This is a genomic window from Sinorhizobium sp. NFACC03 (genome assembly GCF_900103435.1).
Lineage (GTDB): Bacteria > Pseudomonadota > Alphaproteobacteria > Rhizobiales > Rhizobiaceae > Ensifer.
This window is the reverse complement of record NZ_FMXF01000045.1, coordinates 18699-42308: the sequence shown is the minus strand read 5'-3', so window position 1 is coordinate 42308 and position 23610 is coordinate 18699. Positions and strand designations below refer to the sequence as shown.

At 62.4% G+C, this 23610-nt stretch carries 22 protein-coding genes; 6 read left to right on the top strand and 16 right to left on the bottom strand.

All coding sequences use genetic code 11. The features are described 5' to 3' along the window. Positions 1 to 643 precede the first annotated feature (643 nt). Positions 644 to 2605 carry a M23 family metallopeptidase gene (locus tag BLU35_RS32090; protein ID WP_093236129.1) on the top strand — a complete coding sequence of 654 codons (1962 nt, stop codon included), beginning with the start codon at positions 644 to 646 and terminating at the stop codon, positions 2603 to 2605. A 77-nt stretch (positions 2606 to 2682) separates the two neighbouring features. Here the strand turns inward: BLU35_RS32090 and clpB are convergent, their stop codons facing one another. Both clpB and BLU35_RS32080 read right to left on the bottom strand, forming a co-directional pair. Then, the gene (gene clpB / locus BLU35_RS32085) at positions 2683 to 5289 is read right to left on the bottom strand and encodes an ATP-dependent chaperone ClpB (RefSeq protein WP_057254809.1); all 2607 of its coding nucleotides are present in this window, start codon (positions 5287 to 5289) and stop codon (positions 2683 to 2685) included. A gap of 270 nt (positions 5290 to 5559) precedes the next feature. Next, complete coding sequence (locus tag BLU35_RS32080) at positions 5560 to 6582, bottom strand: SDR family oxidoreductase (RefSeq protein WP_058325812.1); 1023 nt, start codon at positions 6580 to 6582, stop codon at positions 5560 to 5562. Between the two features lie 129 nt (positions 6583 to 6711). On the opposite strand from BLU35_RS32080, the gene BLU35_RS32075 reads away from it, so the two are divergent. Continuing rightward, complete coding sequence (locus BLU35_RS32075) at positions 6712 to 7296, top strand: TetR/AcrR family transcriptional regulator (RefSeq protein ID WP_057254807.1); 585 nt, start codon at positions 6712 to 6714, stop codon at positions 7294 to 7296. 89 nt (positions 7297 to 7385) lie between these two features. Here BLU35_RS32075 and BLU35_RS32070 read toward each other — a convergent pair whose 3' ends face one another. The 5 genes from BLU35_RS32070 to BLU35_RS32045 all read right to left on the bottom strand — a co-directional run bounded on the left by BLU35_RS32070 (position 7386) and on the right by BLU35_RS32045 (position 14038). Next, positions 7386 to 8048: a DUF4167 domain-containing protein gene (locus BLU35_RS32070; RefSeq protein WP_057254806.1), complete on the bottom strand. Its 663-nt coding sequence runs from the start codon at positions 8046 to 8048 to the stop codon at positions 7386 to 7388. A gap of 333 nt (positions 8049 to 8381) precedes the next feature. Next, complete coding sequence (gene prmC / locus BLU35_RS32060; RefSeq protein ID WP_093236128.1) at positions 8382 to 9251, bottom strand: peptide chain release factor N(5)-glutamine methyltransferase; 870 nt, start codon at positions 9249 to 9251, stop codon at positions 8382 to 8384. A 3-nt stretch (positions 9252 to 9254) separates the two neighbouring features. After that, positions 9255 to 10337 (bottom strand): peptide chain release factor 1, encoded by a 1083-nt coding sequence (prfA, locus tag BLU35_RS32055; RefSeq protein ID WP_093236127.1) that lies wholly within the window; start codon positions 10335 to 10337, stop codon positions 9255 to 9257. Positions 10338 to 10408: 71 nt separating this feature from the next. Further along, entirely contained in the window at positions 10409 to 12676 is a 2268-nt protein-coding gene (gene ptsP / locus BLU35_RS32050; RefSeq protein ID WP_057254803.1) for a phosphoenolpyruvate--protein phosphotransferase, read from the bottom strand. A gap of 87 nt (positions 12677 to 12763) precedes the next feature. Beyond that, positions 12764 to 14038 (bottom strand): aspartate kinase, encoded by a 1275-nt coding sequence (locus BLU35_RS32045; RefSeq protein WP_057254802.1) that lies wholly within the window; start codon positions 14036 to 14038, stop codon positions 12764 to 12766. Positions 14039 to 14680: 642 nt separating this feature from the next. Between BLU35_RS32045 and BLU35_RS32040 the strand changes: the two genes are divergently transcribed. After that, on the top strand, positions 14681 to 16213 hold the full coding sequence (locus tag BLU35_RS32040; RefSeq protein ID WP_093236126.1) for an ABC-F family ATP-binding cassette domain-containing protein: 1533 nt from the start codon (positions 14681 to 14683) through the stop codon (positions 16211 to 16213). Positions 16214 to 16283: 70 nt separating this feature from the next. Here BLU35_RS32040 and BLU35_RS32035 read toward each other — a convergent pair whose 3' ends face one another. Further along, positions 16284 to 16811 (bottom strand): SAM-dependent methyltransferase, encoded by a 528-nt coding sequence (locus BLU35_RS32035; RefSeq protein ID WP_093236125.1) that lies wholly within the window; start codon positions 16809 to 16811, stop codon positions 16284 to 16286. Between the two features lie 140 nt (positions 16812 to 16951). On the opposite strand from BLU35_RS32035, the gene BLU35_RS32030 reads away from it, so the two are divergent. Further along, on the top strand, positions 16952 to 17503 hold the full coding sequence (locus BLU35_RS32030; protein ID WP_058325817.1) for a dihydrofolate reductase family protein: 552 nt from the start codon (positions 16952 to 16954) through the stop codon (positions 17501 to 17503). A 113-nt stretch (positions 17504 to 17616) separates the two neighbouring features. Further along, complete coding sequence (ubiG, locus tag BLU35_RS32025) at positions 17617 to 18363, top strand: bifunctional 2-polyprenyl-6-hydroxyphenol methylase/3-demethylubiquinol 3-O-methyltransferase UbiG (RefSeq protein WP_093236124.1); 747 nt, start codon at positions 17617 to 17619, stop codon at positions 18361 to 18363. Between the two features lie 26 nt (positions 18364 to 18389). Here the strand turns inward: ubiG and BLU35_RS32020 are convergent, their stop codons facing one another. From BLU35_RS32020 to BLU35_RS32000, 5 genes are all read right to left on the bottom strand, one after another. Continuing rightward, positions 18390 to 18956, bottom strand: coding sequence for a GNAT family N-acetyltransferase (locus BLU35_RS32020; RefSeq protein ID WP_058325819.1), 567 nt, complete (start codon positions 18954 to 18956; stop codon positions 18390 to 18392). A gap of 106 nt (positions 18957 to 19062) precedes the next feature. Further along, positions 19063 to 19491 carry a DUF1178 family protein gene (locus tag BLU35_RS32015; RefSeq protein ID WP_058325820.1) on the bottom strand — a complete coding sequence of 143 codons (429 nt, stop codon included), beginning with the start codon at positions 19489 to 19491 and terminating at the stop codon, positions 19063 to 19065. Beyond that, entirely contained in the window at positions 19488 to 20345 is an 858-nt protein-coding gene (locus BLU35_RS32010; protein WP_058325821.1) for a carbon-nitrogen hydrolase family protein, read from the bottom strand. The genes BLU35_RS32015 and BLU35_RS32010 overlap by 4 nt, the downstream gene beginning before the upstream one ends. A 71-nt stretch (positions 20346 to 20416) precedes the next feature. Beyond that, positions 20417 to 20674, bottom strand: coding sequence for a glutaredoxin 3 (grxC, locus tag BLU35_RS32005; RefSeq protein ID WP_057254794.1), 258 nt, complete (start codon positions 20672 to 20674; stop codon positions 20417 to 20419). 47 nt (positions 20675 to 20721) lie between these two features. Beyond that, the gene (locus tag BLU35_RS32000; protein ID WP_058325822.1) at positions 20722 to 21498 is read right to left on the bottom strand and encodes a ComF family protein; all 777 of its coding nucleotides are present in this window, start codon (positions 21496 to 21498) and stop codon (positions 20722 to 20724) included. A gap of 58 nt (positions 21499 to 21556) precedes the next feature. On the opposite strand from BLU35_RS32000, the gene BLU35_RS31995 reads away from it, so the two are divergent. After that, positions 21557 to 22435, top strand: coding sequence for a methyltransferase domain-containing protein (locus BLU35_RS31995; protein WP_057254792.1), 879 nt, complete (start codon positions 21557 to 21559; stop codon positions 22433 to 22435). A 26-nt stretch (positions 22436 to 22461) separates the two neighbouring features. Here BLU35_RS31995 and BLU35_RS31990 read toward each other — a convergent pair whose 3' ends face one another. The 3 genes from BLU35_RS31990 to mutT form a co-directional block, all read right to left on the bottom strand. Then, positions 22462 to 22629: a Flp family type IVb pilin gene (locus BLU35_RS31990; protein WP_082616149.1), complete on the bottom strand. Its 168-nt coding sequence runs from the start codon at positions 22627 to 22629 to the stop codon at positions 22462 to 22464. Between the two features lie 67 nt (positions 22630 to 22696). Next, positions 22697 to 23017, bottom strand: a complete 321-nt coding sequence (locus tag BLU35_RS31985) for a hypothetical protein (RefSeq protein ID WP_057254791.1) — start codon at positions 23015 to 23017, stop codon at positions 22697 to 22699. 179 nt (positions 23018 to 23196) lie between these two features. Continuing rightward, positions 23197 to 23610 carry an 8-oxo-dGTP diphosphatase MutT gene (gene mutT / locus BLU35_RS31980; protein ID WP_057254790.1) on the bottom strand — a complete coding sequence of 138 codons (414 nt, stop codon included), beginning with the start codon at positions 23608 to 23610 and terminating at the stop codon, positions 23197 to 23199.

The following is a 23610-nucleotide window of genomic DNA, read 5'->3' as shown; positions in this document are numbered from 1 at the left end:
TCAACAACAATCCGAAAACCATCGTTGAGAAAATAGGTGTAGTCTCTTGTTAAAACGTGACCGCCAAAGTCTCTTTCCGAAAGAACCCTTTCGAGTTCCTCACGAGCTCCGCCGCCCACGTTTCTCTTTCTCTATATTCAATTGTCAAAAAACCGACGAACTCACCGTCCGTCAAACCGTTTCCAACAAGCCCGAAACTCTCGCCTCAGACCCCAAAATCAGCCTCAGCCAACCAGGGAAACTCTAGAGCGAAGGTCGTCGTCGCCAGCAGCGCCGCCGCCCTCGTCAGTGATCGGGCTTATAGACCCCACACCTCCAAGACGTCAACAGGCTTTTTGGAAAAAAATGACAGATTTCTGACAAAGGCCGGAAACGCAGGGCTTTGAGCCCCCAAAAAAGTTTTACCCTCTCTCCCGGGCCTGTGGAGACACATTTTGGCCCTCACTTTTTCACAATCCGCCGATCTAAGCGAGAACGACGATGCTTCGCGGATGCTTTCGCGCGGGTAGGCGTGGGATCTCTTGGATATCCGCCCTCTCCCCTCCCCCGCGATTTGACTCCGTTACGCGAAAGATGCACATCTTCGCGCAACGTATCGCAGGCAAGAATACGGTTTAGAGAAATCGGGGACACTCAGTTCGGCATGAACACCGACAAGAACATGGTCAGGTCGCTCGGCGATCAGCCGCCGATCCTTGCGCATGGCCGCCGCGCGCCCGACAGGCGTGAGATCTCCCTCCGCTGGCTTTCCGGCACCTTTCTGACCGGCATCACCTCAAGCCTTCTTATGGGCGTTGCTCTTTTTGCAGCACTCGACGGGCGCCAACAGTTGGCCATCCCCGCCGAAGCCTATGCGGCGCTCGACAGCGCGCCGAACGGAGACGAGCAGGCACGCGCGGTGCGCGGCGGTCGCATCCTTTCGCCCAAACTCGTCGCCAAGCCGGCCGACAAGACCGTCATGGAAGTTTCCACCATGACCCATGACGGCGAGAAAGAAGTGGTGCGCAAGCAACCCTTTGTTCACGTCAAGATGGCGCTTGCCGCCAACCATCAGCCCTCGGAAAACTATCCGGACTTCGATCCGCTGGCGATCTTCTCCACCGACGAGGCGGACGAGGAATCCCCGGTCGCCCGCACCGGTACGCTCTATGGCTCGAACGTCGATTCCGAAGTGGCGCTGAAGACCGTCGACTTCCCGCTGAAAGGCGGCATTGCCTTCGACAGCTCGATGTCGCTCGAAGAGGTCGAGGAAAATGTCCGCACCAACGGTTCGGTCCTGACCGAGGGCAGCACCCAGGTCGCGTCACTCTATTACGTCGATCCGCAGCGCTTCGCGTCGGAGAGCGACGGGCTTGATCTGCTCCAGGGCCTGACCGCCCGCATCGTCGAGCAGAACAAGAGCGATGCCGCCTACGAGACCATCGACGAAGAAAGCACCGAATACGCCGACGACATCATTCCGGTGCGGCGCCAGACCGATATCGCGACCGTCATGGTCAATGCCGGTTATGCCAAGGCGCAGGCCGAAGACGCCGCCGGCTATATCGGCGACGCGCTCGGTGCGAATGAACTGAGCGAGGGCGATGTCCTGCGCATCGGCATCATTCAGAACGGCGAAGCGCAGAAGGGCGACGAGGCCCGCATCGTGCGCGCCACCATCTATTCGCGCAACCGCCATGTGCTGACGATGGCGGTCGACGACAAGGGCCGCTTCGTTCCGGGTGCGGAACCGCCGAAGCTCGACGCGGTCGCCACCGCCTTCGATGACAACGGCGCGCCGGTCATGACCAGCAGCCACGATCTGCCGCGCGTCTATGATGGCATCTACCGCGCCGCTCTTTCCTATGGCATGAGCGCCGACATGGTCAGCCTCGTCGTCAAGCTGCTCGCCAGCAACGTCGATTTCCAGGCGCAGCTGAAGCCGACGGACTCGCTTGAAGCCTTCTTCTCCGTGACCGACGAACGCGGCATGGCGACGGAAGAATCCGAGCTTCTCTATGTCCGCGCCAAATTCGGCGATGCGGTCACCGCCTTCTACCGGTTCCAGGATCCGGAAGACAATTCGATCGACTACTTCGATACCGAAGGCAAAAGCATCCGCCAGTTCCTGCTGCGCAACCCCGTGCCGAACGGCCATTTCCGCTCCGGCTTCGGCATGCGCCGCCACCCGATCCTCGGCTTCTCGCGCATGCATACCGGCGTCGACTGGGCAGCACCCCGCGGAACACCGATCATTGCTGCCGGCAGCGGCGTCGTGGAAAAGGCCGGCTGGGATTCCGGCGGCTATGGCAACCAGACTCTGATCCGCCACGCCAACGGCTACGTGTCGTCGTACAACCACCAGAGCGCCATCGCCAAGAACGTCAAAGTCGGCAACAAGGTCGTCCAGGGCCAGGTGATCGGCTGGGTTGGCACAACGGGCCTTTCGACCGGTCCGCACCTGCATTACGAGTTGATCGTCAACGGCAACAAGGTCGATCCACTGCGCATCCGCCTTCCCGGCGGCAAGTCGCTTTCCGGCGACGCGCTGGCGAAGTTCGAGAAGGAGCGCGATCGCATCGACGAGTTGCTGAACAAGGATGGCGCCGAAGTCGCAAGCAACTAGGCACCCCTCCCCTCTTCCAAAGTCTGCACAAGCAAAAAAGGCCGCCCCGAAGGGCGGCCTCTGTGTTTGATGCCTTGTCAGGCGGCTTCCTTGTCCGCCGTCGCTCCGCGCTTGAAGTTGAGGCGGTCGGAGCCGGCAAGCACCTTGACGGACGAACCATCCGGGAACTCGCCCTGCAGGATCTTCTCGGCGAGCGGATCCTGCAGGTATTTCTGGATCGCCCGCTTCAGCGGACGTGCACCATAGGCCGGGTCGTATCCCTTGTCGGCAAGGAAGGCTCGAGCGTCATCCTCAAGCTCCAGCGTGATCTTGCGCTCGGTAAGCAGCTTGCGCAGCCTTTCGAGCTGGATATCGACGATCGCACCCATCTCCGAGCGACGCAGCCTGTGGAACAGGATGATCTCGTCGACGCGGTTGAGGAACTCCGGCCGGAAGGCCGACTTGACGACATCCATCACCTGGTCGCGAACGACATCGCTGTCTTCGTTTTCGCCAAGTCCGACCAGATACTCAGCCCCGAGGTTCGAGGTCATGATGATCATCGTGTTGCGGAAGTCGACGGTGCGGCCCTGACCATCGGTCAGGCGACCGTCATCGAGCACCTGCAGGAGCACGTTGAAGACATCCGGATGCGCCTTCTCGATCTCATCGAACAGTACGACCTGGTAGGGCCGGCGACGGACGGACTCGGTCAGGGCTCCGCCTTCCTCGTAGCCGACATAGCCGGGAGGTGCACCGATCAGCCGGGCCACGGAGTGCTTCTCCATGTATTCCGACATGTCGATACGCATCAGCGCGGTCTCGTCGTCGAAGAGGAAACGGGCAAGCGCCTTGGTGAGCTCCGTCTTGCCGACGCCAGTGGGCCCAAGGAAGATGAACGAGCCGATCGGCCGGTTCGGATCCTGAAGCCCGGCACGCGAGCGCCTGACCGCACGGGAGACCGCCTGCACGGCGTCGCCCTGGCCAACGACCCACTTCGCCAGTTCGTCCTCCATCCTGAGCAACTTGTCGCGTTCGCCTTCCAGCATCTTGTCAACAGGGATGCCGGTCCAGCGCGAGACGACATGCGCGATGTTGTCGGGGGTCACGACCTCCTGCACCATCGGGTTGGCATTGGCGTTTTCCTGGCTTTCGGCATCGGAAAGCTCCTTCTCGAGCTTCGGAATGACACCGTAGGTCAATTCGCCGGCGCGCTGGAACTCGCCCTTGCGCTGGACGATCGCCAGTTCGTTGCGGGCTTCGTCAAGCTGCTTCTTGAGATCGGCAGCCCGGCCGAGCTTCTGCTTCTCGGCCTGCCAGCGGGCCGTCAGGGCCGATGCCTGCTCTTCGAGCGAAGCGAGGTCAAACTCGAGCTTCTCCAGCCGATCCTTCGACGATGCATCGGTTTCCTTCTTCAGGGCCTCGCGCTCGATCTTCAGCTGGATGATGCGTCGGTCGAGCTCATCGAGCTCTTCAGGCTTGGAGTCCACCTGCATCCGCAGACGCGACGCCGCTTCGTCCATGAGGTCGATCGCCTTGTCCGGCAGGAACCGGTCCGTAATGTAGCGGTTGGAGAGCGTCGCGGCGGCAACCAGCGCCGAATCCGAGATCCGGACCTTGTGGTGCTGCTCGTACTTCTCCTTCAGGCCGCGCAGGATCGAGATCGTGTCCTCGACCGTCGGCTCCTCGACCATGACAGGCTGGAACCGGCGGGCGAGCGCCGCGTCCTTCTCCACGTGCTTGCGATATTCATCAAGCGTAGTGGCGCCAACGCAATGCAGCTCGCCGCGCGCAAGCGCCGGCTTCAAGAGGTTGGAGGCATCCATTGCTCCTTCCGCCTTGCCGGCACCGACCAGCGTGTGCATCTCGTCGATGAACAGGATGATCTCGCCGTTTTCGGCCTGCACCTCGTTGAGAACGGCCTTCAGCCGCTCCTCGAACTCGCCGCGATACTTCGCACCGGCAATCAGCGCGCCCATGTCGAGCGCCATCAGCCGCTTGTCCTTGAGGCTTTCCGGCACGTCGCCATTGACGATGCGTAGGGCAAGGCCCTCGGCGATCGCGGTCTTGCCGACGCCGGGCTCACCGATCAGCACCGGGTTGTTCTTGGTGCGGCGCGACAGCACCTGGATGGTGCGCCGGATCTCATCGTCACGGCCGATCACCGGGTCAAGTTTGCCTTCACGGGCATCGGCCGTCAGGTCGCGCGCATATTTCTTGAGGCTGTCGAACCCTTGCTCTGCATTTGCGCTATCGGCGGTGCGGCCCTTGCGGATGTCGTTGATCACCTGGTTGAGCTTGGTCGGGGTCACGCCGGCCTTGGCGAGAATGCCTGATGTCGCGGCCGAGCTCTCGATCGCAAGCGCCAGCAGCAGCCGTTCGACGGTGACAAAGCTGTCGCCAGCTTTCTTCGCGGCCTCTTCGGCACTCGAAAAGACCCGGGCGAGCGGCTGCGACAGGTAAACGGAGCCATTGCCACCGGAAACTTTGGGAAGCTTGGCAAGTGCTGCATCATTGCCGGCGCGCGCCTCGCGGGCGTCGCCCCCGGCGCGCTCGATCAGCGAAGCGGCCATGCCTTGATCGTCGTCGAGCAGCACTTTCAGCACATGCTCGGGCGTGAACTGCTGATGTCCTTGCGCCAGCGCATAGGTCTGTGCCGATTGCAGAAAACCGCGCACGCGCTCGGAATATTTTTCAATGTTCATACTCTACCTCCATAACCCGGCAGGCCCATCGTGTGGCACCTGTCGGTGGTTCAGGATCAGGCTCCCGCATTCGGCAAGCCTGTCAGTGTGGAGCGATCCCCGCCTTGCGCCGGATCAACGCATCCGAAGCGAATATGGGGCACCGATTTTGGAAATTAAAGAGCCGTCGCTGGTCTCTGGACGGAAATCTGCAACCGAAAAATGCGGCCGCTCGACGGTTTGCCGCGCGGCCACTTTTGTACTCAGGGAGGCGAGAAGCCGGTTGGTTCGCTAAGCCGCCATCAGCGACCGTTCGGCGAATGAAGCTCCGAACTCCTTCATGCGTCGCACGTAGTAGGCCGGGTCGATCAAAACCTCCGGGAGATAGAGGCCGGGAGCCGACGCTTCGCCACCTTCGAGGCCGAGCATGCGTTCCACGGCGAGCGCAACACCAAGGGCGGTTAGCGGCGCCTGGCCTTCGGGGTGCACGATCTCATGGCGATGGTCGAGAGGCTGGCCATCCTTCCCCCGTCCCGTCATCTCGATGACGATCTCAGTCGAGAACGGCTCGCCGCGGCGCCGGCTCGCGGATTCGCTATAGGCGAGATCCAGCCGGATATCGCCGGCATCGGTCCGGGCCGCAAGCGCCATGACATCGAAGGGCGAATAGGCGACCGCATCGAGTTCGACACCGTCGACGCTTCGATAGCGCGCCTCCGAATCCTCGCAGCCAGCCCAGTGGAGCCTGCCCTCCTTGACCGTCAATGCCGCCGGCGCGAGGCCGGTGATGCGATTGTAGTCGGCAAGTGCTGCCGGCCCGCCCATGTCCTGTTCGTCAAGCAGGACCCCGATGCGGATCGTGTCGATCGCCTCATAGGCCTTGGCGAATTCGAGGATCGGGAAGATGGCGGCCCCGGCAAGCCAGTGGCTGGCGAGCAGGATCGGCGCCTTGTCCGGCGCGTGGATATATTGCGCCATTTCCGGCCCCACTTCGAAGGTGCCGCTGGAAAGGCTGATATAGGGGACGCCGTGGCGCTGGGCGTAGCGCATCGAGCTCAGCTTCTCATCCTTCAGGAAAATGACGACGGCACTGAAACGCTTCTCGTCGCCAAGGCCGATATCCGGCCGCGCCAGATCGACGCTGACGCCGATGGCGTTTCCGACCTCGCGCGCGACGGCCTCGGCCTTGCCGAAATCACGGCCGCCGATAGCGATCGGCAATGTCGGGTGGAGCCGGCGGATGATTTTCGCCGCCTGCGATCCGACAACCCCGGAACCGCCGATGATCAAAACAGGCTGAAACTTGCTCGACATCTTCCTATCTCCTAAACGAAAAGTGTCTGGCTGATTGCCGAACCTACCATTAGTAACTTACTATTGGTAGATAGGTTGCCGAACGCCGCTTTCAAGAGCCACGAGCCGACGCGAAAAGGATTGCGATCGATGGCCCCGACCAAAAGCCGAAAGCTCGCCAAGCCCGAACGGCGTGCCCAGTTGATCGAGACCGCCAAGGAGATCCTGCGCGAGTGCGGCGCCGACGCCCTGACGCTCGGCCACCTCGCCGAACGCGCCGGCGTCAGCAAGCCGATCGCCTACGAGCATTTCGGCACGCGCGAGGGGCTTTTGATCGCGCTTTCCCAGGAAATCGAAGACCGCCACGCAACCAAACTGCAGGCCGCGCTTACGGGGGCACCGAAAGAGCTCGATGCGGTCGCCGACATCATCAGCTCGGTTTACATCGACTGTGCCGTCGACAGTGGTGAGGAATGGCAGGCCATCTCAGGAGCGCTACGCGGCAACGCGGACATGATCGCGACGCAGCAGCAACAGGTCGACGACTATGTCGCCGCGATCCAGGCGGCACTCGGACCCTTCGCGAAAATTCCCTCCGACGATTTGCGCCTGCGCTGCACCGGTATCGCAGGAGCAGCCGAGGCGATCGGCCGCGAGCTGATCCGCGGCCGGACGAACGAGACGGCCGCCAGCGCCAATCTTGCCGCACTGATCGTCGACAGCGTCGACGTTTGATCGCCGATGACCAGACAAAGAAAAACCCGGCCGTGACAGGCCGGGTTTTTGTCGTGCCCTGAGAATGGGCAACGCTGATAGACCGCCGCTTATTCGGAAGCGGCGAGCGCCGGTGCTTCCGGAGCGGCATCGCCCGAAGCCTGGGCTTCGTCAGCGGCACCTTCCTGTGCGCTGCGGCGCGGACGGCGTGGACGCGGCGCGTTGCGGCGGCGGGATGCGGCGCGGCCGGAGGCAGCCGGGGCTTCCTCTTCCATCGCGACTTCCGCCGGTGTGCCTTCGATCACCGGCTGCGGGCCCGTGCCGTCGATGACGACAGGCTGCGGCTCGGGAGCAGGTGCCTGAGCTGCGGCAACCGGGGTCGGCATGTCGTCGCTGTAGCCCTGATCCAGATCGTCCTGGTCCTGATCGGACCCGTCGTGGCCGCGGAAATCCTGACGGTCATCACGCTGGAACCGGTCCTGCATCTGCGCCTGTGCGGCAGCAATGATGCGGTTGTAGTGTTCGGCGTGCTGAAGGTAGTTTTCTGCGATGACGCGGTCGCCGGAGCTCTGTGCATCGCGCGCAAGCGCTGAGTACTTCTCGGCGATGTGCTGAGCAGTACCGCGAATCTTCACATCCGGGCCGGAGCTGTCATAGGTCCGCGTCAGCGGGTTCGAGCCCTTGCGGTTGTGGTTGTTGTTATTTCCATTGTTATTGTTGTTGCTATTGTTATTCCGCCCGCGGCCGCGCTTGTTTTGCTGTCCTGGCCTCATAGTACATTCACCCGAATTCTCTTGATAATGATGATCATGTGGTTTCGTCTTCCGGCCGGATCCGTTCACGCCCGACAGAACACGCGCCGTTGCGCTCGCACAATGGCGGCTTCGGCGCCGACTGGCGTCAAATTAACAGGTACCCGCACAAGGCACTTGTTGAACCCTAGCAACTCTTTCTTGAGAGCAATCCCCGTGGCCAGGTCATACCGGAACGAATCTTAGGTCCATGACCTTCTGCCCAGTGCGCGGGCAAACTAGCCCGCTTCCTCTGGGATTCCAAGCCCTTTCTTTGCCTGTGCAAGAAAGAAGATGCGTCAGTGCAGCATTTTTTCAACGGTTTGTGTCGCGTTCGAAGATCAGGACGCGGTCATTACCGCCGAGATCCTTCGCCTCTTCACGCAGACGGAAATTTTCGGCGCTAAACAACGCCGTCACCGCCTCTTTCTGGTCGAAACCGATTTCCAAGCCTATCACGCCGTTTGTCTCAAGATGATGACCAGCCTGAGAAGCGATGGCGCGATAGGCATCAAGCCCGTCTTCTCCGCCATCAAGCGCTGCGGCCGGGTCGTGAAGTCTCACCTCCGGCTCAAGCTCATGGACGACACTGGACCGGATATACGGCGGATTTGAGACGATCACATCGTAGCGACCATCCACCTTTTCGTACCAGTTGCTGAGAAGCGGCCGGAACCGTTCCGCAAGACCGAGCGCAGCTGCATTCGCCGTCGCCGTTGCCAGTGCGTCCTTGGATATATCGGTAGCCGTGCCCCTTGCTTCAAGAACTTGCGACAGCAGCGCGATACAAATCGCCCCAGTACCGGTGCCGAGATCGATAAGCGCGCAACCGCCCTTTCGCGCTACCACCGCACGCAGATAAGGGATCATCCGATCGACGAGCGTCTCGGTGTCCGGGCGAGGCTCCAGCGTTTCCTTCGAAAGTTTCAGCGGCAGGCCGAAAAATTCGCGTTCACCAAGAATACGGTAGACCGGTTCGCGTGCCAGTCGCCGCGCCACCGCCACCCGGATCCGGGCAGCGTCCTCATCCGAAACCGGGTCCCTGCCCCGAGACACGACCGCGCTCAGCGACATGTCGAGCAGGCCGGAGATCAGATGCCGCACGTCGAGCGCCGCATTCTCTATGCCGCCCGCTTGCAGGCGGTCGCGGCTTTCGGCAACGAGGCTCGCGAGCGTTTCCGCCATGGCTCAGCCCCGCTGTTCGCCGAGCAGCGCCAGCTGGCTCGCCTGGTAGTCGGCAAGCAGCGCATCGACGACCTCGTCGATCTCGCCCATCATCATCCGATCGAGCTTGTAGAGCGTCAGGTTGATGCGGTGATCGGTGAGGCGGCCCTGCGGGAAATTATAGGTGCGAATGCGCTCGGAGCGGTCGCCCGAGCCCACTTGGCTCTTGCGGTCGGCCGAGCGTTCGCTGTCGGCGCGCTGACGCTCCATATCGTAGAGGCGCGAGCGCAGGACCTGCATCGCCTTTGCCCGGTTCTGGTGCTGCGACTTTTCCGAACTGGTGACGACGAGACCGGTCGGAAGGTGGGTGATGCGCACGGCCGAGTCCGTCGTGTTGACGTGCTGACCGCCGGCACCCGACGAACGCATGGTGTCGATGCGGATATCCTCGGGCCGGACCTCGATGTCGATGTCTTCGGCCTCAGGCAATACGGCGACGGTTGCGGCTGAGGTATGGATGCGGCCGCTCGCCTCGGTCTCCGGTACGCGCTGCACGCGGTGCACGCCGGATTCGAATTTCAGCCGCGAGAACACGCCGCGCCCCGAAACTGTCGCGATGATTTCCTTGAACCCGCCGGCTTCACCGTCGCTCGCCGAAAGCACCTCGACGCGCCAGCCCTTGCCGGCCGCGTACCGCTCGTACATGCGGAAGAGATCGCCGGCAAAAAGCGCCGCTTCCGATCCGCCGGTACCGGCGCGAATTTCGAGGATCGCACTCTTCTCGTCGGCCGCATCCTTCGGCAGAAGCAGGATCTGGATTTCCTGCTCCAGTGCCTCGATCGTCGCTTCGACCTCGGGCTTTTCCATTTCGGCGAGATCGCGCATCTCCCGGTCGGTCGATTTGTCGGCGAGCATGGCAGTGATGTCGGCAAGCTCGGTCATCGCCTTCTCGTAGGCGCGGATCTTCGTCACGACCGGCTGCAGTTCGGAATATTCCGAGGCGAGCTTGACATAAACGTCCGCGGCCGGGCCGGCCGACATGCGGGCCTCGATCTCACCGAACCGACGTTCCAGTTCGCGCATCTTTTCAACGGGAAGCTTTGCCAAGTCTCACTCCAAATGCATCTCCCCTCGCCCGGATCATAGTCCGGACGAGGGTCGCGACGCGTCAATTCAATCTAAACCGGAATGCCGTTTTCCGCGGCGAAATCCACCAGCATCTGGCGAACGGACGTCTGGTCGCGTGTGTCGTCCAGCGCCGCATTGAGCGCGGCACCAAGCTTGCCCGCGTCGAGCGCCAGCAGCATCGCCTTGATCGGCCCTACGGCCGTCGGCGACATCGAAACCGAACGGAAACCTAAGCCCAGCAACGCCATGGCCGAGAGCGGCTTACTCGCCATCTCGCCGCAGAGCGTCACCGGGGTTTCGTGCCGGTCGCCGGCGCGCACGATGTCGCGCAGGATCCTGAGGAACGGCCGCCCGAGCACGTCGAAACGATCGGATACGCGGGCATTGCCCCGATCGACCGCCATCGCGAACTGGAAGAGATCATTCGAGCCGACCGAGACGAAGTCCACTTCCATCATCAGTTCGTCGAGCTGCCACAAGAGCGCCGGCACTTCCAGCATGGCGCCGAACTGCAGCTTGCGCGGCAACTGTTCGCCAAGTTTCGACTGCCGCTCGATTTCCTTCTGCAGCAGGTCGCGTGCAATCCTGAGTTCGGAAACTTCGGTGACCATCGGCAGCATCAGCTTGAGCTCGGCACCGGCCGCCGCGCGCAGCATCGCGCGAAGCTGGGTCCGCAGCAGACCGGGGCGATCGAGCGAAAGCCGGATCGCGCGCCAGCCAAGTGCCGGATTTTCCTCTTCCGCTGCGCGGAAATAGGGGACGACCTTGTCGCCGCCGATGTCGAGGGTGCGGAAGGTCACGGGCTTGCCGCCCGTCTGCTTCAGCACACTGCGGTAAAACGCTTCCTGTTCTTCCGCCTTCGGCATGGTCGAGGCGATCATGAACTGAAGTTCGGTGCGGAACAGGCCGATGCCTTCTGCCCCCGCCTCGTTCAGATGCGGCAGGTCCACGAGCAGGCCTGCATTCATTTGCAGCGTGATGCGCTTGCCGTCTCTGGTCAGCGGCTCGACGTCCTTCAGCGCCCGGAACTGCGCCTGGCGCCGTGCCCGGAAGCGAACCTTTTCCTCGTAGGCGCGCTGCAGGTCGGCGAGCGGCCGCAAGTGCACCTTGGCATCGTCGCCGTCGATGATGATCGCATCGCGGTTTTCCGCAAGCGCCACCGCGCCCGTCGCCTGGCCAATGACCGGAATGCCCATGGCACGGGCGACGATCACCACGTGGCTGGTGACGGCGCCCTCTTCGAGCACCAGACCGCGCACGTTTTCGCGCGGATAGTCGAGCAGTTCGGCAGCGCCCATGGCACGCGCGACGATCACCGCATCGGTCGGGAAGTCGCTGGCCGAAAGCTTGGCGCCATAGCCGGAAAGCTGGCGCAGCAGGCGGTTGGCCAGATCGTCGAAATCATGCATGCGCTCGCGCAAGTACGGGTCCGTCAGCCGGATCATCCGCGCCTTGGTTTCGCTCTGGACGCGCTCGACTGCCGCCTCCGCCGTCAGGCCGTTGCGGATCGCCTCTTCGAGCTTGCGCACCCAGCCGCGATCATGGGCGAACATGCGGTAGGTTTCGAGCACCGCCCGGTGCTCGCCCTCCATCGACACCTCGCGGCGCGACAGCATGTCGTCGATCGAGATGCGCAGCGACCCCAGCGCTTCGGCAAGTCGCTGCAATTCCTGGTCGGTGTCCTCGTTGAGGAGGTTGGTGACGACGATCCTCGGTTCGTGCAGGACGACATAGCCAAGGCCGATGCCTTCACCATAGCTGTTGCCCTCGATCGAGACGGGACGCGAGAGGTCGAGCTCGAGGCCCGGCTTGGTGATCTTCTTGAGCTCACCGGTCGCCACCATCTCGGCGAGAACCATGGCCGTCGTCTCGAGCGCCTCGACCTCGTCCTCGCGATAGTTGCGCATCGCCTTGTTCTGGACGACGAGAACGCCAAGCGCGCGGCCCGTGCGCAGGATCGGCACGCCGAGGAAGGAGTGGTAGATCTCTTCACCGGTTTCCGGCAGGTAGGTAAAGGCCGGATGCGACTGGGCGTCGGAAAGATTGAGCGGCCGCGCCGAGGCGGCGATCGTGCCGACGAGGCCCTGCCCCATCTTCAATTGCGCCAGGTGGACGGCCGCCTTGTTCAGACCTTCCGTCGCGTAGAGTTCGAGCACGCCGTCGGAACGCAGCACATAGACCGAACACACTTCCGCAACCATGTTCTGCGCGATCTGGCGCACGATACGGTCAAGGCGCTCCTGCGGCTCCAGCGGTTCCGCCATCAACTCGCGCAACCGCTTGAGGAGAACGCGCGGACCTGCGGAAAGGTCTCTCATCGCGTGGGGTCTCCCGAAATAGAGGTGACGGCGGCAAGGGGATACGCGGGCAAAACCGCCGCGAATCCCAAATCGGTCGTCTGTCGATTAACTCTTATCGAGACCGTAAGCGGAATGCAAAGTGCGAACTGCCAATTCCGCATAGGGACCGTCGATCAGGATCGAAATCTTGATCTCGGAAGTGGTGATCGCCTTGATGTTGATGCCCTTGTCGGCAAGCGCGCGGAATGCGGACGCGGCGACGCCGGCATGGCTGCGCATGCCGATGCCGATGACCGATACCTTGACGAGGCCGGCCTCGGACTGGACGACGTCGTAGCCGATCTTTTCCTTGTTGTCGCCGAGCACCTTCAGTGCCTTGTCGACATCGCCCGACGGAACCGTGAAGGTCATGTCGGTCTTCGAACCGTCCTCGGAGATGTTCTGAACGATCATGTCGACGTTGATATGGGCTTCAGCAAGCGGGCCGAAGATCGCGGCGGAGACGCCCGGCCGGTCGGCGAGACGGCGCAGCGAAATCTGGGCTTCATCCTTGGCATAGGCAATGCCGGTTACGACTTCCTGTTCCACGATCTCATCCTCATCACAAATCAGCGTACCGGGCGGATTGAGAAGGTCACCCATGCCCGGCGCATCGGGATCTTCGAAAGACGAACGCACGAAGGTGCGAACCTTGTGCACCATGGCGAGCTCGACCGAGCGCACCTGCAGCACCTTGGCGCCGAGCGATGCCATTTCCAGCATTTCCTCGAACGCGATTTTCTTAAGCCGCCGCGCCTTCGGCTCGATGCGCGGGTCGGTCGTGTAGACGCCATCGACGTCGGTATAGATGTCGCAACGGTCGGCCTTGACGGCAGCGGCGATAGCAACGGCCGAGGTGTCGGAACCGCCGCGGCCGAGTGTGGCGAGGCGATTGTCGGGGCCAAGGCCCTGGAAGCCGGCGACGACGGCCACCTGGCCCTCGCCCATGCGGCGGATGATCTCGGCCCCGTCGATATCGAGGATGCGGGCAGCGCCATGGGCGTTGTCGGTGCGGATCGGGATCTGCCAACCCTGCCAGGAGCGGGCATTGATGCCCATCGACTGCAGCGCGATCGAAAGCAGACCGGACGTCACCTGTTCGCCGGAAGCAACGATCGCATCGTATTCGCGCGCGTCGTAGAACGGCGAGTTGGCGCCGGTTGCCTTCGGCATGTTCTGCACCCAGCCGACCAGCTCATTGGTCTTGCCGGACATGGCGGAAACGACGACGGCGACTTCGTGGCCGGCATCGACCTCGCGTTTCACATGGCGGGCGACATTGTGGATGCGGTCCAAATCAGCGACGGAGGTTCCGCCGAATTTCATCACGATGCGTGCCATGTGCCTCTACCGGTACCCAATTTAGCGCGCGCAGGCGCGCGTGACAGGAAAGCCCCCGCCGGCGCCCGACGGTCAAAAAGCTTGGGAGACTTCTCGGACATCGGCAGTCACCGCTTCGGGGAGCGGAAAGTCGCGGCGTCTCTTAGCGGATCAGGGGGCGGCACGCAATGGCACGCGGACACAGATTCGGGGCTCGCCGCGCACCACGACCCCGCATTTCGCAACAATATTGCCCAGGACAGGAATTCACGGAAATATCCGTACCGATAGACCCCGCAATGCCACGTTGAAAATTACCGGCTTCGATGCTAAAGGTGGCTCGCAACTTGAATTCGAGAAAGGGGGGCTGCACGTGATGACATTTTTCCGGCACCACCGCCAGCGTGGCCCCGTCCAAGCCCTGCAGATGCGTTTGCAGGGCTGACCAGACATCCTTTCGCGAAAATCGCGATCCTATCCCTGGTCTGCCCAGAGTGATGCAGTGCGGAACCGTTTCGGTTTAAGCGCCTGCATCGTCTTCCAATACCGAGCTGACTGCCCGTTGACAGCATGCGTGCTGTTCCGGGTCCAATCATCCGAAAACCCGGCCTGAAGTGCCGCCACGGATGTCTCATCGTCGCTCGCGCAGTCCAGAGATCGACCATGGCCTTGATCAATATCCGCAACCTCGGCGTCAACCTGAGCGCACCGCTTTTTTCCAACCTCAACCTCTCCGTCGCCGCCGGTGACCGTATCGGCATCGTCGCCGCGAATGGCCGCGGAAAGACGACCCTGCTGAAATCGATCGCAGGCAGCTTCGATCCGACGGCCGGGGAAATCACGCGCTCACGCAGCCTGACCATCGGCCATGTCGAGCAGAACGTTGCGGCCGCCTTGCTGCCCCTCTCCTTCCACGACGCCGTTCTTTCGGCCCTTCCGGCCGACCAGGCGGAAAATGAGAGCTGGCGCGTCGACATCGTGCTCGATTCGCTCGACGTGCCGGAAGTGCTGCGCCAGCGTGCGGTCTCGGAACTGAGCGGCGGCTGGCAGCGGCTCATGCTTCTCGCCCGCGTCTGGGTCAGCGATCCGGACGCCCTGCTCCTGGACGAGCCGACCAACCACCTCGATCTCGCCAAGATCGCCCGGCTCGAAGCCTGGCTGAACGCCCTGCCGCGCGACGTGCCGGTGCTCGTCGCCAGCCACGACCGCGCCTTCCTGGACGCCACCACCAACCGGACGCTGTTCCTCAGACCCGAGCAATCGCCAATCTTCGCGCTCCCCTATTCGCGGGCGCGCGCTACCCTCGATGAAGTGGACGCCTCCGAGGAGCGGCGCTATCAGCGTGACATGAAGGTGGCGCAACAGCTTCGCCGCCAGGCCGCCAAGCTCAACAACATCGGCATCAATTCCGGCAGCGATTTGCTGACCGTGAAGACGAAACAGTTGAAGCAGCGAGCCGAACGGCTGGAGGACGCGGCGAAACCGGCGCATCAGGAGCGCTCCGCCGGCGCGATCCGGCTCGCCAACCGCGGCACCCACGCCAAGATCCTGGTGACACTGGACGACGTCCCGGTCGAAACGCCGGACGGCACGGCGCTCTTCCGCACCGGCAAGCGCTGGATCTGCCAGGGCGATCGCATCGTGCTCTTGGGCGAAAACGGCGCCGGCAAGACGCGGCTCGTCAACCTGATCCGTGCCGCGATCGAGGAGCCCGGCCGCGCGCCAGATACACTGAAGGCGACGCCTTCGCTGGTGCTCGGCTACAGCGACCAGGCGCTTGCCGGGCTTTCGGACGACGAGACGCCGCTTGCCGCCCTCTCCCGCCGCTTTTCGCTCGGCGATCAGCGGGCGCGCACCTTCCTTGTCGGTACCGGTGTCGGCATCGACATGCAGGAGAAGGCAATCGGCCGACTCTCCGGCGGCCAGAAGGCGCGCCTCGCCATGCTGGTATTGCGCCTGAAGGAGCCTAACTTCTACCTGCTCGACGAGCCGACCAACCATCTGGACATCGAGGGCCAGGAGGCACTCGAGGCGGAGTTGCTGAAACACGAGACGAGCTGCCTTCTGGTCTCCCACGACCGCAGCTTCGTGCGCAATGTCGGCAACCGCTTCTGGCTGATCGAAAAGCGCCGGCTCGTCGAAGTCGAGGACCCGGAAGACTTCTTCGCCTCAGCTGCGGCGAGCGAACTCGGCTAGCGATCGCGCAAGCGAACCCGATGGCACCCGTGACGCCCGCGATGAGCGGGCGTCACCTTCTGCATCGTAGCTAGGAAGGCGGCCGGGCGATCACGCAGGCGACCTCGCCGCCGTCGAAGACGTGCGTCGACCGAGCCTCGACGTTCCACCGATGGCGAAGAACTGCCGCTTCGATCCGCGCGCCAACCTCATCCGCACCCGTGGACGGCTCGTCGTGAAAGAGAAAGAGGCGCCCTTCCGGCTTCAACAGCCGTACCAGCGCAGCAAACTCACGCGTGGGATCGCCCCGCGTAAAGACGCCGACGCGGATCGCAAACACCTTGTCGAAGCGGCGATGATCCAGATCGAGTGAGCGAAGGTCCGCGACCTGCACGATGGCCCGCCCGGCAGCAAGGTGTGCAGCATTTCGGCGCATTGCCGCCGCGACCATGGTGGCCGATCGATCGATGGCTACAATCCCCCCGTCGACAAGCCGCTCGCAAACCTTGGTCACTGCAACGCCGTGACCGCAGCCGATTTCGAGCAGCTGATCAGAAGGCTTCGGCGCAACGACAGCGACTGCCCAGTCGATCCTGCCAAGCGCCATGAATTCCCCCATCCGCCGCAGATCCTAAGAATGCTAGCACGGCGAAGAGCCATGCCGCGAATCAATCTGGTTCGAAAGATAAACCACTTGCAAAACTATATCAGTTTTGCCAATCTTCCCCATGCCAGGACATGCAGCAACGGAGAGAGACAATGCGCAGGGTCATCATGTGGGACATGGTCAGCGTCGACGGCTTCTTCGAAGCACCGGGGCATGACATCGGTTGGTTCGTCTTCGAGGACGAACTCGCCGCCTATATCGGCGAAACGCAACTCGAAGCGGACACTTTGCTCTTCGGCCGCGTGACCTATGAAATGATGGCGGCCTATTGGCCGTCCGCCGAAGGTAACATCGCCACCTTCATGAACGGCGTCGAGAAGTTCGTCTTCTCGCGCACGCTGACATCCGCCGATTGGCACAGGACGACACTCTTGACCGGCGACGCCGCCAAGGAAGTCGAACGGCTGAAGCAACGCGATGGCGGCACGATCTTCGTTTTCGGCAGTGCGGACTTCGCTGCAGGGCTGATCGCGAAGGGCCTCGTCGATGAGTATCGTCTCGGCATCAATCCGGTGCTTCTGGGCAACGGCGTGCCCCTGTTCAAGCCGGGGTTGAAGCGAACGGAACTCAAATTGACCCACTCTCGCCCACTGAAATCGGGCGTGGTCATCCTGCACTACCAGCCGCAGGCGGATGCGCAATAGAGCAGGTAGAACAACGCGCCCGCCTGACCTGCGCCCATCTGGCCCAGCGTCGGCTCTTGACTTCCCTGCCCGATCGTCCGACTTCACCAGAGACGATGCAAGGAGACGGCGACATGAGCGAGACCGCACGCACGACGATCGACCAGAGCGAGGTAGACCGGTTCTCCGCCATGGCTGCGGAGTGGTGGGACCCGACCGGCAAGTTCCGGCCGCTGCACAAGTTCAATCCCGTTCGCCTTGCCTACATTCGCGACAAGGTGGCCGAACATTTCGGTCGCGATCCCAAGGGCCCGCAACCGCTGAAAGGTCTGCGGCTGCTCGATATCGGCTGCGGCGGCGGCCTCCTGTCCGAGCCGATGGCGCGCATGGGTGCAGACGTCCTCGGCGCCGACGCCTCAGAGAAAAACATCGGCATCGCCAAGACGCATGCGGCCGGGAGCGGCGTGGCGGTCGACTATCGCGCTGTGACCGCGGAAGCGCTCGCCGAAGCCGGCGAGAGTTTTGACATCGTGCTCAATATGGAAGTGGTCGAGCACGTCGCCGACGTCGATTTCTTCATGACCACCTGTGCCCATATGGTTCGACCTGGCGGTCTGATGTTCGTCGCCACGATCAACCGCACCATGAAGGCAGCAGCCCTTGCCATCTTCGCCGCCGAAAACGTGCTGCGTTGGCTGCCGCGCGGCACCCACCAGTATGAAAAGCTGGTACGCCCGGAAGAACTGGAAAAGCCGCTCTCAGCGAGCGGTCTCGAAGTCACTGAACGCACCGGCGTCTTCTTCAATCCGCTCGCCAATCAGTGGAACCTGTCCAAGGATATGGACGTCAACTACATGCTCGTCGCCAAGCGTCCGCTGTAACGCCGCTGGCCGGCTCGTCTGCGGACTCAGCCGATCTCAGACTTGGCCTGCCATTCTCGTTTCAGCAGCGCATAGACGAGTTCGTCGCCCCAGGTGCCGTTGAACCGGTCATTCTCGATCAGATGCGCTTCGCGGCGCATGCCGAGACGTTCGACGACACCAACCGATCCCTTGTTCAGCGCATCGAGCCGGGCAAAAATCCGGTGGAAGTGCAGCGTCGAAAAGCCGAGATCGAGAATGGCGCGCATCGCCTCGGTGGCATAGCCCTTGCCGGCGAATGCCGGATTGAAGATGTAGCCGGTCTCCGCCTGCTCGGCCGCCCGGCTTGCGAGCTTCAGCAGCACCTCGCCAATCAGAGCGCCATCCTCCTGGCGTTCGACCGCGAACACCGCGACATCCCCGTCGTCAGCAAGTTCCGGCGCTGAAGCCTTGGCGAACTTCGCTCGCGCAGCCGTCTCGTCCAGCGGTTCTTGATAGAGATAGCGATAGACGTCCGGCAGCCGGTGATAGGCGAAGAAGGCTGCAAAATCGTCGGGCACAAATGGCCGGATGACGAGGCGATCGGTGGAAATGCGAAGCTCGGACAAAGTCATTGGCTGAAAAATCTCCCGTTGCGAAGCCGCGAGGTGGGAAGCAAGACGTTGTTTTTAAAGAGCAGGTAGCAAATAACGCGAACCCGAGGCGCCAATAGACCGCGCGTCAGTTGACCTCGTCAGGCAAGATCGGCAGCGGCGCGACCGCAATTCCTTCCTCAAGCAGCGCCACAGCCTCTTTCGCCGTCGCCTTACCAATCAAGCCGCGTTCTTCCGCTTCGCCGTAATGGATCTTGCGCGCTTCCTCGGGAAAGCGCTCGCCAACGTCCTCGGCGTTCTCGCGCACGGTCTTCACCAGTTCGCGGATCTTGGCGATCGTTTCTTTCTGCGCCTGATCCATGATCACCGCCCGCGTCGCTTCCTTCTTGCGCGCGGTCGCGACCGAAGGCGCCATCAGTTGCTTGGCAACGGACGTTGAATTGCAGGTGGGACAGGAAACCAGCTTGCGGTCGACCTGGCGGTCAAAATCGTCACTCGACGAAAACCAGCCTTCGAAGGCGTGGCCGTTGTCGCAGGAAATTGTATAGCGGATCAAGCGGCAACGCCTCCCTTCCCGGTTGGCACCACTTCATCGAGCACGAAACTGCGGGCGTTCTTCAAGTTCGGTATCTTTGCGCGTGCCGCATGCACGGCGGCGACATCAATTTCGGCAAGCACGATCGCCTCGCCGCTCGGTCCGGCCGAAGCAAGCACCCTGCCCCAGGGATCGACGATCATCGAATGGCCGAAGGTCTCGCGCCCGTCCTCATGCGTGCCGCCTTGCGCCGCGGCGATGACGAAGAGACCGTTCTCGATCGCACGGGCGCGAAGGAGGATTTCCCAATGCGCCTCGCCGGTCTGGCGCGTGAAGGCGGCGGGAACCGACATGATCTCGGCGCCGGCGACCGCCTGTTGCCGGAAGAGCTCCGGGAAGCGCACGTCGTAGCAGATGGTGAAACCAAGCTTGCCGACGTCGAGATCGGCAATGCGTGCCGTGCCGCCGGGCTGATAGGCAGCACTTTCCCGCCAGCTTTCGCCGTTGTCGAGGTCAACATCGAACATGTGGATCTTGTCATAGTCGCAGATCTTGTGACCATCTGGTCCGAACAAGAGGCCGCGATTGGCGATCTTGCCGTCGGCAAGCGCGATCGGCGTCGAGCCGACATGGAGGTAGATCCCGAGTTCACCGGCGAGCTTCGCCGCTGCACCGGCAATGATGTCGTTCGCCTCATCTTTCAGGATCGCGCGCAGAGCCGCCCGGTCCCGCTGGAGCGCGCCGGTCATTTCCGGCGTCTGGACATAGATCGCCCCTTGAGCCGCCGCCTCGCGCACCAGCCGGACCATCGTCTCCGCGTTGTCTAGCGGATCGACGCCGGAGCACATCTGAATGGCTGCAGCCTTGAAGGTCATCGTCGTTCTACTCCTGGTGCACGCGGCCAACACAGCCTCGCGTTGGCGATGTGCGAAACGTCAGATCCGCCTCAGGCCGCCAGCAGCGCATCGAGTTTGCCGGCGCGTTCCAGCGCGTGCAGATCGTCACAGCCGCCGACATGAATGTCATTGATGAAGATCTGCGGGAAGGTCGAGCCGCCATGCGCCTTTTCGATCATCACCTGCCGCACCTTCGGATCATAGGTTGCGTCATGTTCGAGAAAGGGCACGCCCTTGGTTTCCAATAGTTTCTTGGCCGCCGAACAATAACCGCAGAACTGACGCGTATAAATGACCACTGAAGCCATGATCCTCAATCGCTCCTTCACCGGCCACCGTGCCGGATAACTGATTGTCATATAAGACCGGATATGGCTCTTGCAAAGGTCAAAACCGTGACCGGCCCGGCTCCCGCCCGCTTCAGCGCACGGGTCGCTGCAGAGACGGTTGCACCGGTCGTATATACATCGTCGACGAGAACCACGCTGTTCCCACGGAGACCCGCCTTGCCGTCTTCCGAGACCGCGAAGGCACCGCGCACATTGTCCTCACGTGCCTGCCGGGCAAGGCCCACCTGCCGGCTTGTGCGTCGGATACGCTTGAGCACATCGGGTTGATAAGGCCTGCCGGAGAGCCGCGCGATGGCCCGTGCCAGTTCCGCCGATTGGTTGAACCGACGCCTCCAGAGCCGAAAGGCGTGCAATGGCACCGGGATGATCGCATCGGCCGAGGCAACCGCACCGTCACTCGCCCGGATCATCCATTCCGCCATCATCGGCGCAAGATCGGTGCGATCGCGATATTTCAGCCCGTGCACCAGATCACGGGCAATGCCCTCATGGATTGCCACCGACCGCAGACGGTCGAAGGCCGGCGGATTGGCAATGGCTTCGGGCGAAACCGAGCCCGGCCCATGGTCGACCGAAAAGGGCGTCCCGAGAATATCGCAAAAAGGGCGCTCGATCAGCGGCAACGTCGACCAGCAAGGAGCGCAAACCGCGCGATGGCTGCCTACCATCCGGCCGCAACCGCAGCAGACCGGCGGATAGACGAGATCGACCGCCCCGGAGACGAGCCCCCGCAGCACCCACCCCCACCCTTCCTCCGGAAACAGCGGTCTCTCCCATGCCATGCTGTTGACTTTGAACCTCCGAAGGTCTTTTTGCTGGCCAGCTTGCGGAGACAGTATCGTGGAAAAAATCTTTGACCAGAGCCTCGTCGAGGCACATCGGGCAAGGGCGCTCAGAAACGCCGATCCGAAGGCCGGTTTCCTTCTCGATATCGTCGCCCAGGAACTCGCCGAACGCGTCAGCGTGGTCGAACGTCACTTCGATCGCGCGCTGGAGTTGCACGGCTACACCGGGCAAACGGCCCACCATCTCATGGCAACGGGCAAGGTCGGTGCCGTCGAGCGCGTGGAAACGGATGCGCGATTTGGTTCTGCGCAAGCACCGGTAACGATCGCCTCGCTTGAAGAGGTTCCGGGCGAACCGGAAAGCTTTAACCTGGTGGTTTCGCCACTCTCCCTACACCTGACCAACGACACGCCGGGCGCCTTCATCCAGGTTCGTCGGGCGCTGAAGCCCGACGGGCTTTTTCTCGCCGCCATCCCGGGCAGCGGTACGCTGCAGGAACTGCGCGAAGCGCTCCTAGCCGCCGAGGCGGAATTGACGGGCGGAGCCAGTCCGCGGGTCATCCCCTTCGCCGATGTCCGCGATGTGGGCGCGCTGCTGCAACGCGCCGGCTTCGCGCTGCCGGTCACGGACACCGAAACCTATACGGTGCGTTACGATTCACTGTTTGCGCTGATGCGCGACTTGCGCGCCATGGGCATGGCCAGCCCGCTCACTGCCCGAAGCCGCCTGCCCGTTTCGCGTCGCTTCTTCCTGCGGGCCGCGGAAATCTATGCCGAACGCTTCTCCGATCCGGACGGCCGCGTCCGCGCGACATTCTCGGTGATCTATCTGTCCGGATGGGCGCCGCATGAAAGCCAGCAGAAGCCGTTGAAACCGGGCTCCGCGAAGCAGCGGCTGTCGACAGCGCTCGGCACCAAGGAACAACCGCTTTAACAAGGGCGGTCGTGTTTGCCCCGAACTCAGGCCCCCTGAAAAGCCGTCGCGACGGAGTTGTAGACGGCTGAGAGGACGTTGCCGATCTGTTCGGCCCCGAGGATCACGCTCAGGGAGACGATGGCGGCGATGAGCGCGTACTCGATTGCGATACCAGCGCTTCTATCGCGAAACAGGCGTTTCAGCTTTTCCATGCTCCACAGTCCGGTTCGTGTTCAGTCCGAAACGTGCGGCAGCAGCCGAAAACCGGAGGCGTTCGGGTCAGCACCCGCTCTTGCGACCGTCCGCATCGATGATGCAGACCGCACCGGGCATCTCCTGCAGCACGCTACGCCGTACCGTATAGCGCTTGGTGGTCCCGCTCGAGGGGATGGAGCCGGTGGAAATATTGTCGTAGTCGACGGGCGTATTGGCCATGATGCGCCTGTCGTTCTTCGAAGACAGCATCGGCGTCAGGATCAGCGTCAGCGCGATCACTGCCGTTCCAAACAGCAGGGACAGATTGAGCACACCCGTCCGGCGGGACTGATTAGTCACCAGATCCTTTTCCTGAACCGTGCTCCAGAAATCGTCGTCCACCATCCCAGCCTCACAAACGCACAAAGCACGGCGAACGCAAGCGCCCTTCCCAAGCTTGGTTCCACCGCACTGCCTGAAATCAGTACGCCGTTCACCAACAATGCGTACCGAAAATGAATTGAGCTATCTTTGCGCGAGGGAGATAAACGATCGATTAATAATCAATCAGATTTCGGGTAGGTTCAGAGCAAATCCATAAGAAATGGTATCAACGGCTCGTCAGCCGGCGGCATCGGGTAGTCGCGCAGGGCCTTTGGCCTGACCCATTTGATCGCTTGGCCCTCGCGTCCGGTCGCCACCCCTTCGTAGCGCCGGCAGACATAGAGCGGCATCAGCAGATGGAAGTCCTCATAGGTGTGGCTGGCGAAGGTCAGTGGCGCGAGGCACGCGACCTTGGTGCGGATGCCGAGTTCCTCGTCCAACTCACGGATCAGGGTTTCCTCGGGCGTCTCGCCGGCTTCGACCTTGCCGCCCGGAAACTCCCAAAGACCCGCAAGCGACTTTCCTTCCGGCCGTTGCGCCAGCAGAATGCGGCCGTCGCTGTCGACCAGGGCGCAGGCGGCGACGAGGACGATCTTCTTTCCGCTGACGTTCAT

Coding starts and splice junctions, on each gene's coding strand:
- BLU35_RS31990 (WP_082616149.1), bottom strand. CDS start 22,629: ATGGAAAAGCTGAAACGCCTGTTTCGCGATAGAAGCGCTGGTATCGCA.
- BLU35_RS32000 (WP_058325822.1), bottom strand. CDS start 21,498: ATGGCATGGGAGAGACCGCTGTTTCCGGAGGAAGGGTGGGGGTGGGTG.
- ubiG (WP_093236124.1), top strand. CDS start 17,617: ATGAGCGAGACCGCACGCACGACGATCGACCAGAGCGAGGTAGACCGG.
- BLU35_RS32020 (WP_058325819.1), bottom strand. CDS start 18,956: ATGACTTTGTCCGAGCTTCGCATTTCCACCGATCGCCTCGTCATCCGG.
- BLU35_RS32080 (WP_058325812.1), bottom strand. CDS start 6,582: ATGTCGAGCAAGTTTCAGCCTGTTTTGATCATCGGCGGTTCCGGGGTT.
- BLU35_RS32040 (WP_093236126.1), top strand. CDS start 14,681: ATGGCCTTGATCAATATCCGCAACCTCGGCGTCAACCTGAGCGCACCG.
- BLU35_RS32075 (WP_057254807.1), top strand. CDS start 6,712: ATGGCCCCGACCAAAAGCCGAAAGCTCGCCAAGCCCGAACGGCGTGCC.
- clpB (WP_057254809.1), bottom strand. CDS start 5,289: ATGAACATTGAAAAATATTCCGAGCGCGTGCGCGGTTTTCTGCAATCG.
- ptsP (WP_057254803.1), bottom strand. CDS start 12,676: ATGAGAGACCTTTCCGCAGGTCCGCGCGTTCTCCTCAAGCGGTTGCGC.
- BLU35_RS31985 (WP_057254791.1), bottom strand. CDS start 23,017: ATGGTGGACGACGATTTCTGGAGCACGGTTCAGGAAAAGGATCTGGTG.
- BLU35_RS32035 (WP_093236125.1), bottom strand. CDS start 16,811: ATGGGGGAATTCATGGCGCTTGGCAGGATCGACTGGGCAGTCGCTGTC.
- BLU35_RS32030 (WP_058325817.1), top strand. CDS start 16,952: ATGCGCAGGGTCATCATGTGGGACATGGTCAGCGTCGACGGCTTCTTC.
- grxC (WP_057254794.1), bottom strand. CDS start 20,674: ATGGCTTCAGTGGTCATTTATACGCGTCAGTTCTGCGGTTATTGTTCG.
- BLU35_RS32070 (WP_057254806.1), bottom strand. CDS start 8,048: ATGAGGCCAGGACAGCAAAACAAGCGCGGCCGCGGGCGGAATAACAAT.
- BLU35_RS32045 (WP_057254802.1), bottom strand. CDS start 14,038: ATGGCACGCATCGTGATGAAATTCGGCGGAACCTCCGTCGCTGATTTG.
- BLU35_RS32010 (WP_058325821.1), bottom strand. CDS start 20,345: ATGACCTTCAAGGCTGCAGCCATTCAGATGTGCTCCGGCGTCGATCCG.
- mutT (WP_057254790.1), bottom strand. CDS start 23,610: ATGAACGTCAGCGGAAAGAAGATCGTCCTCGTCGCCGCCTGCGCCCTG.
- prmC (WP_093236128.1), bottom strand. CDS start 9,251: ATGGCGGAAACGCTCGCGAGCCTCGTTGCCGAAAGCCGCGACCGCCTG.
- BLU35_RS32090 (WP_093236129.1), top strand. CDS start 644: ATGAACACCGACAAGAACATGGTCAGGTCGCTCGGCGATCAGCCGCCG.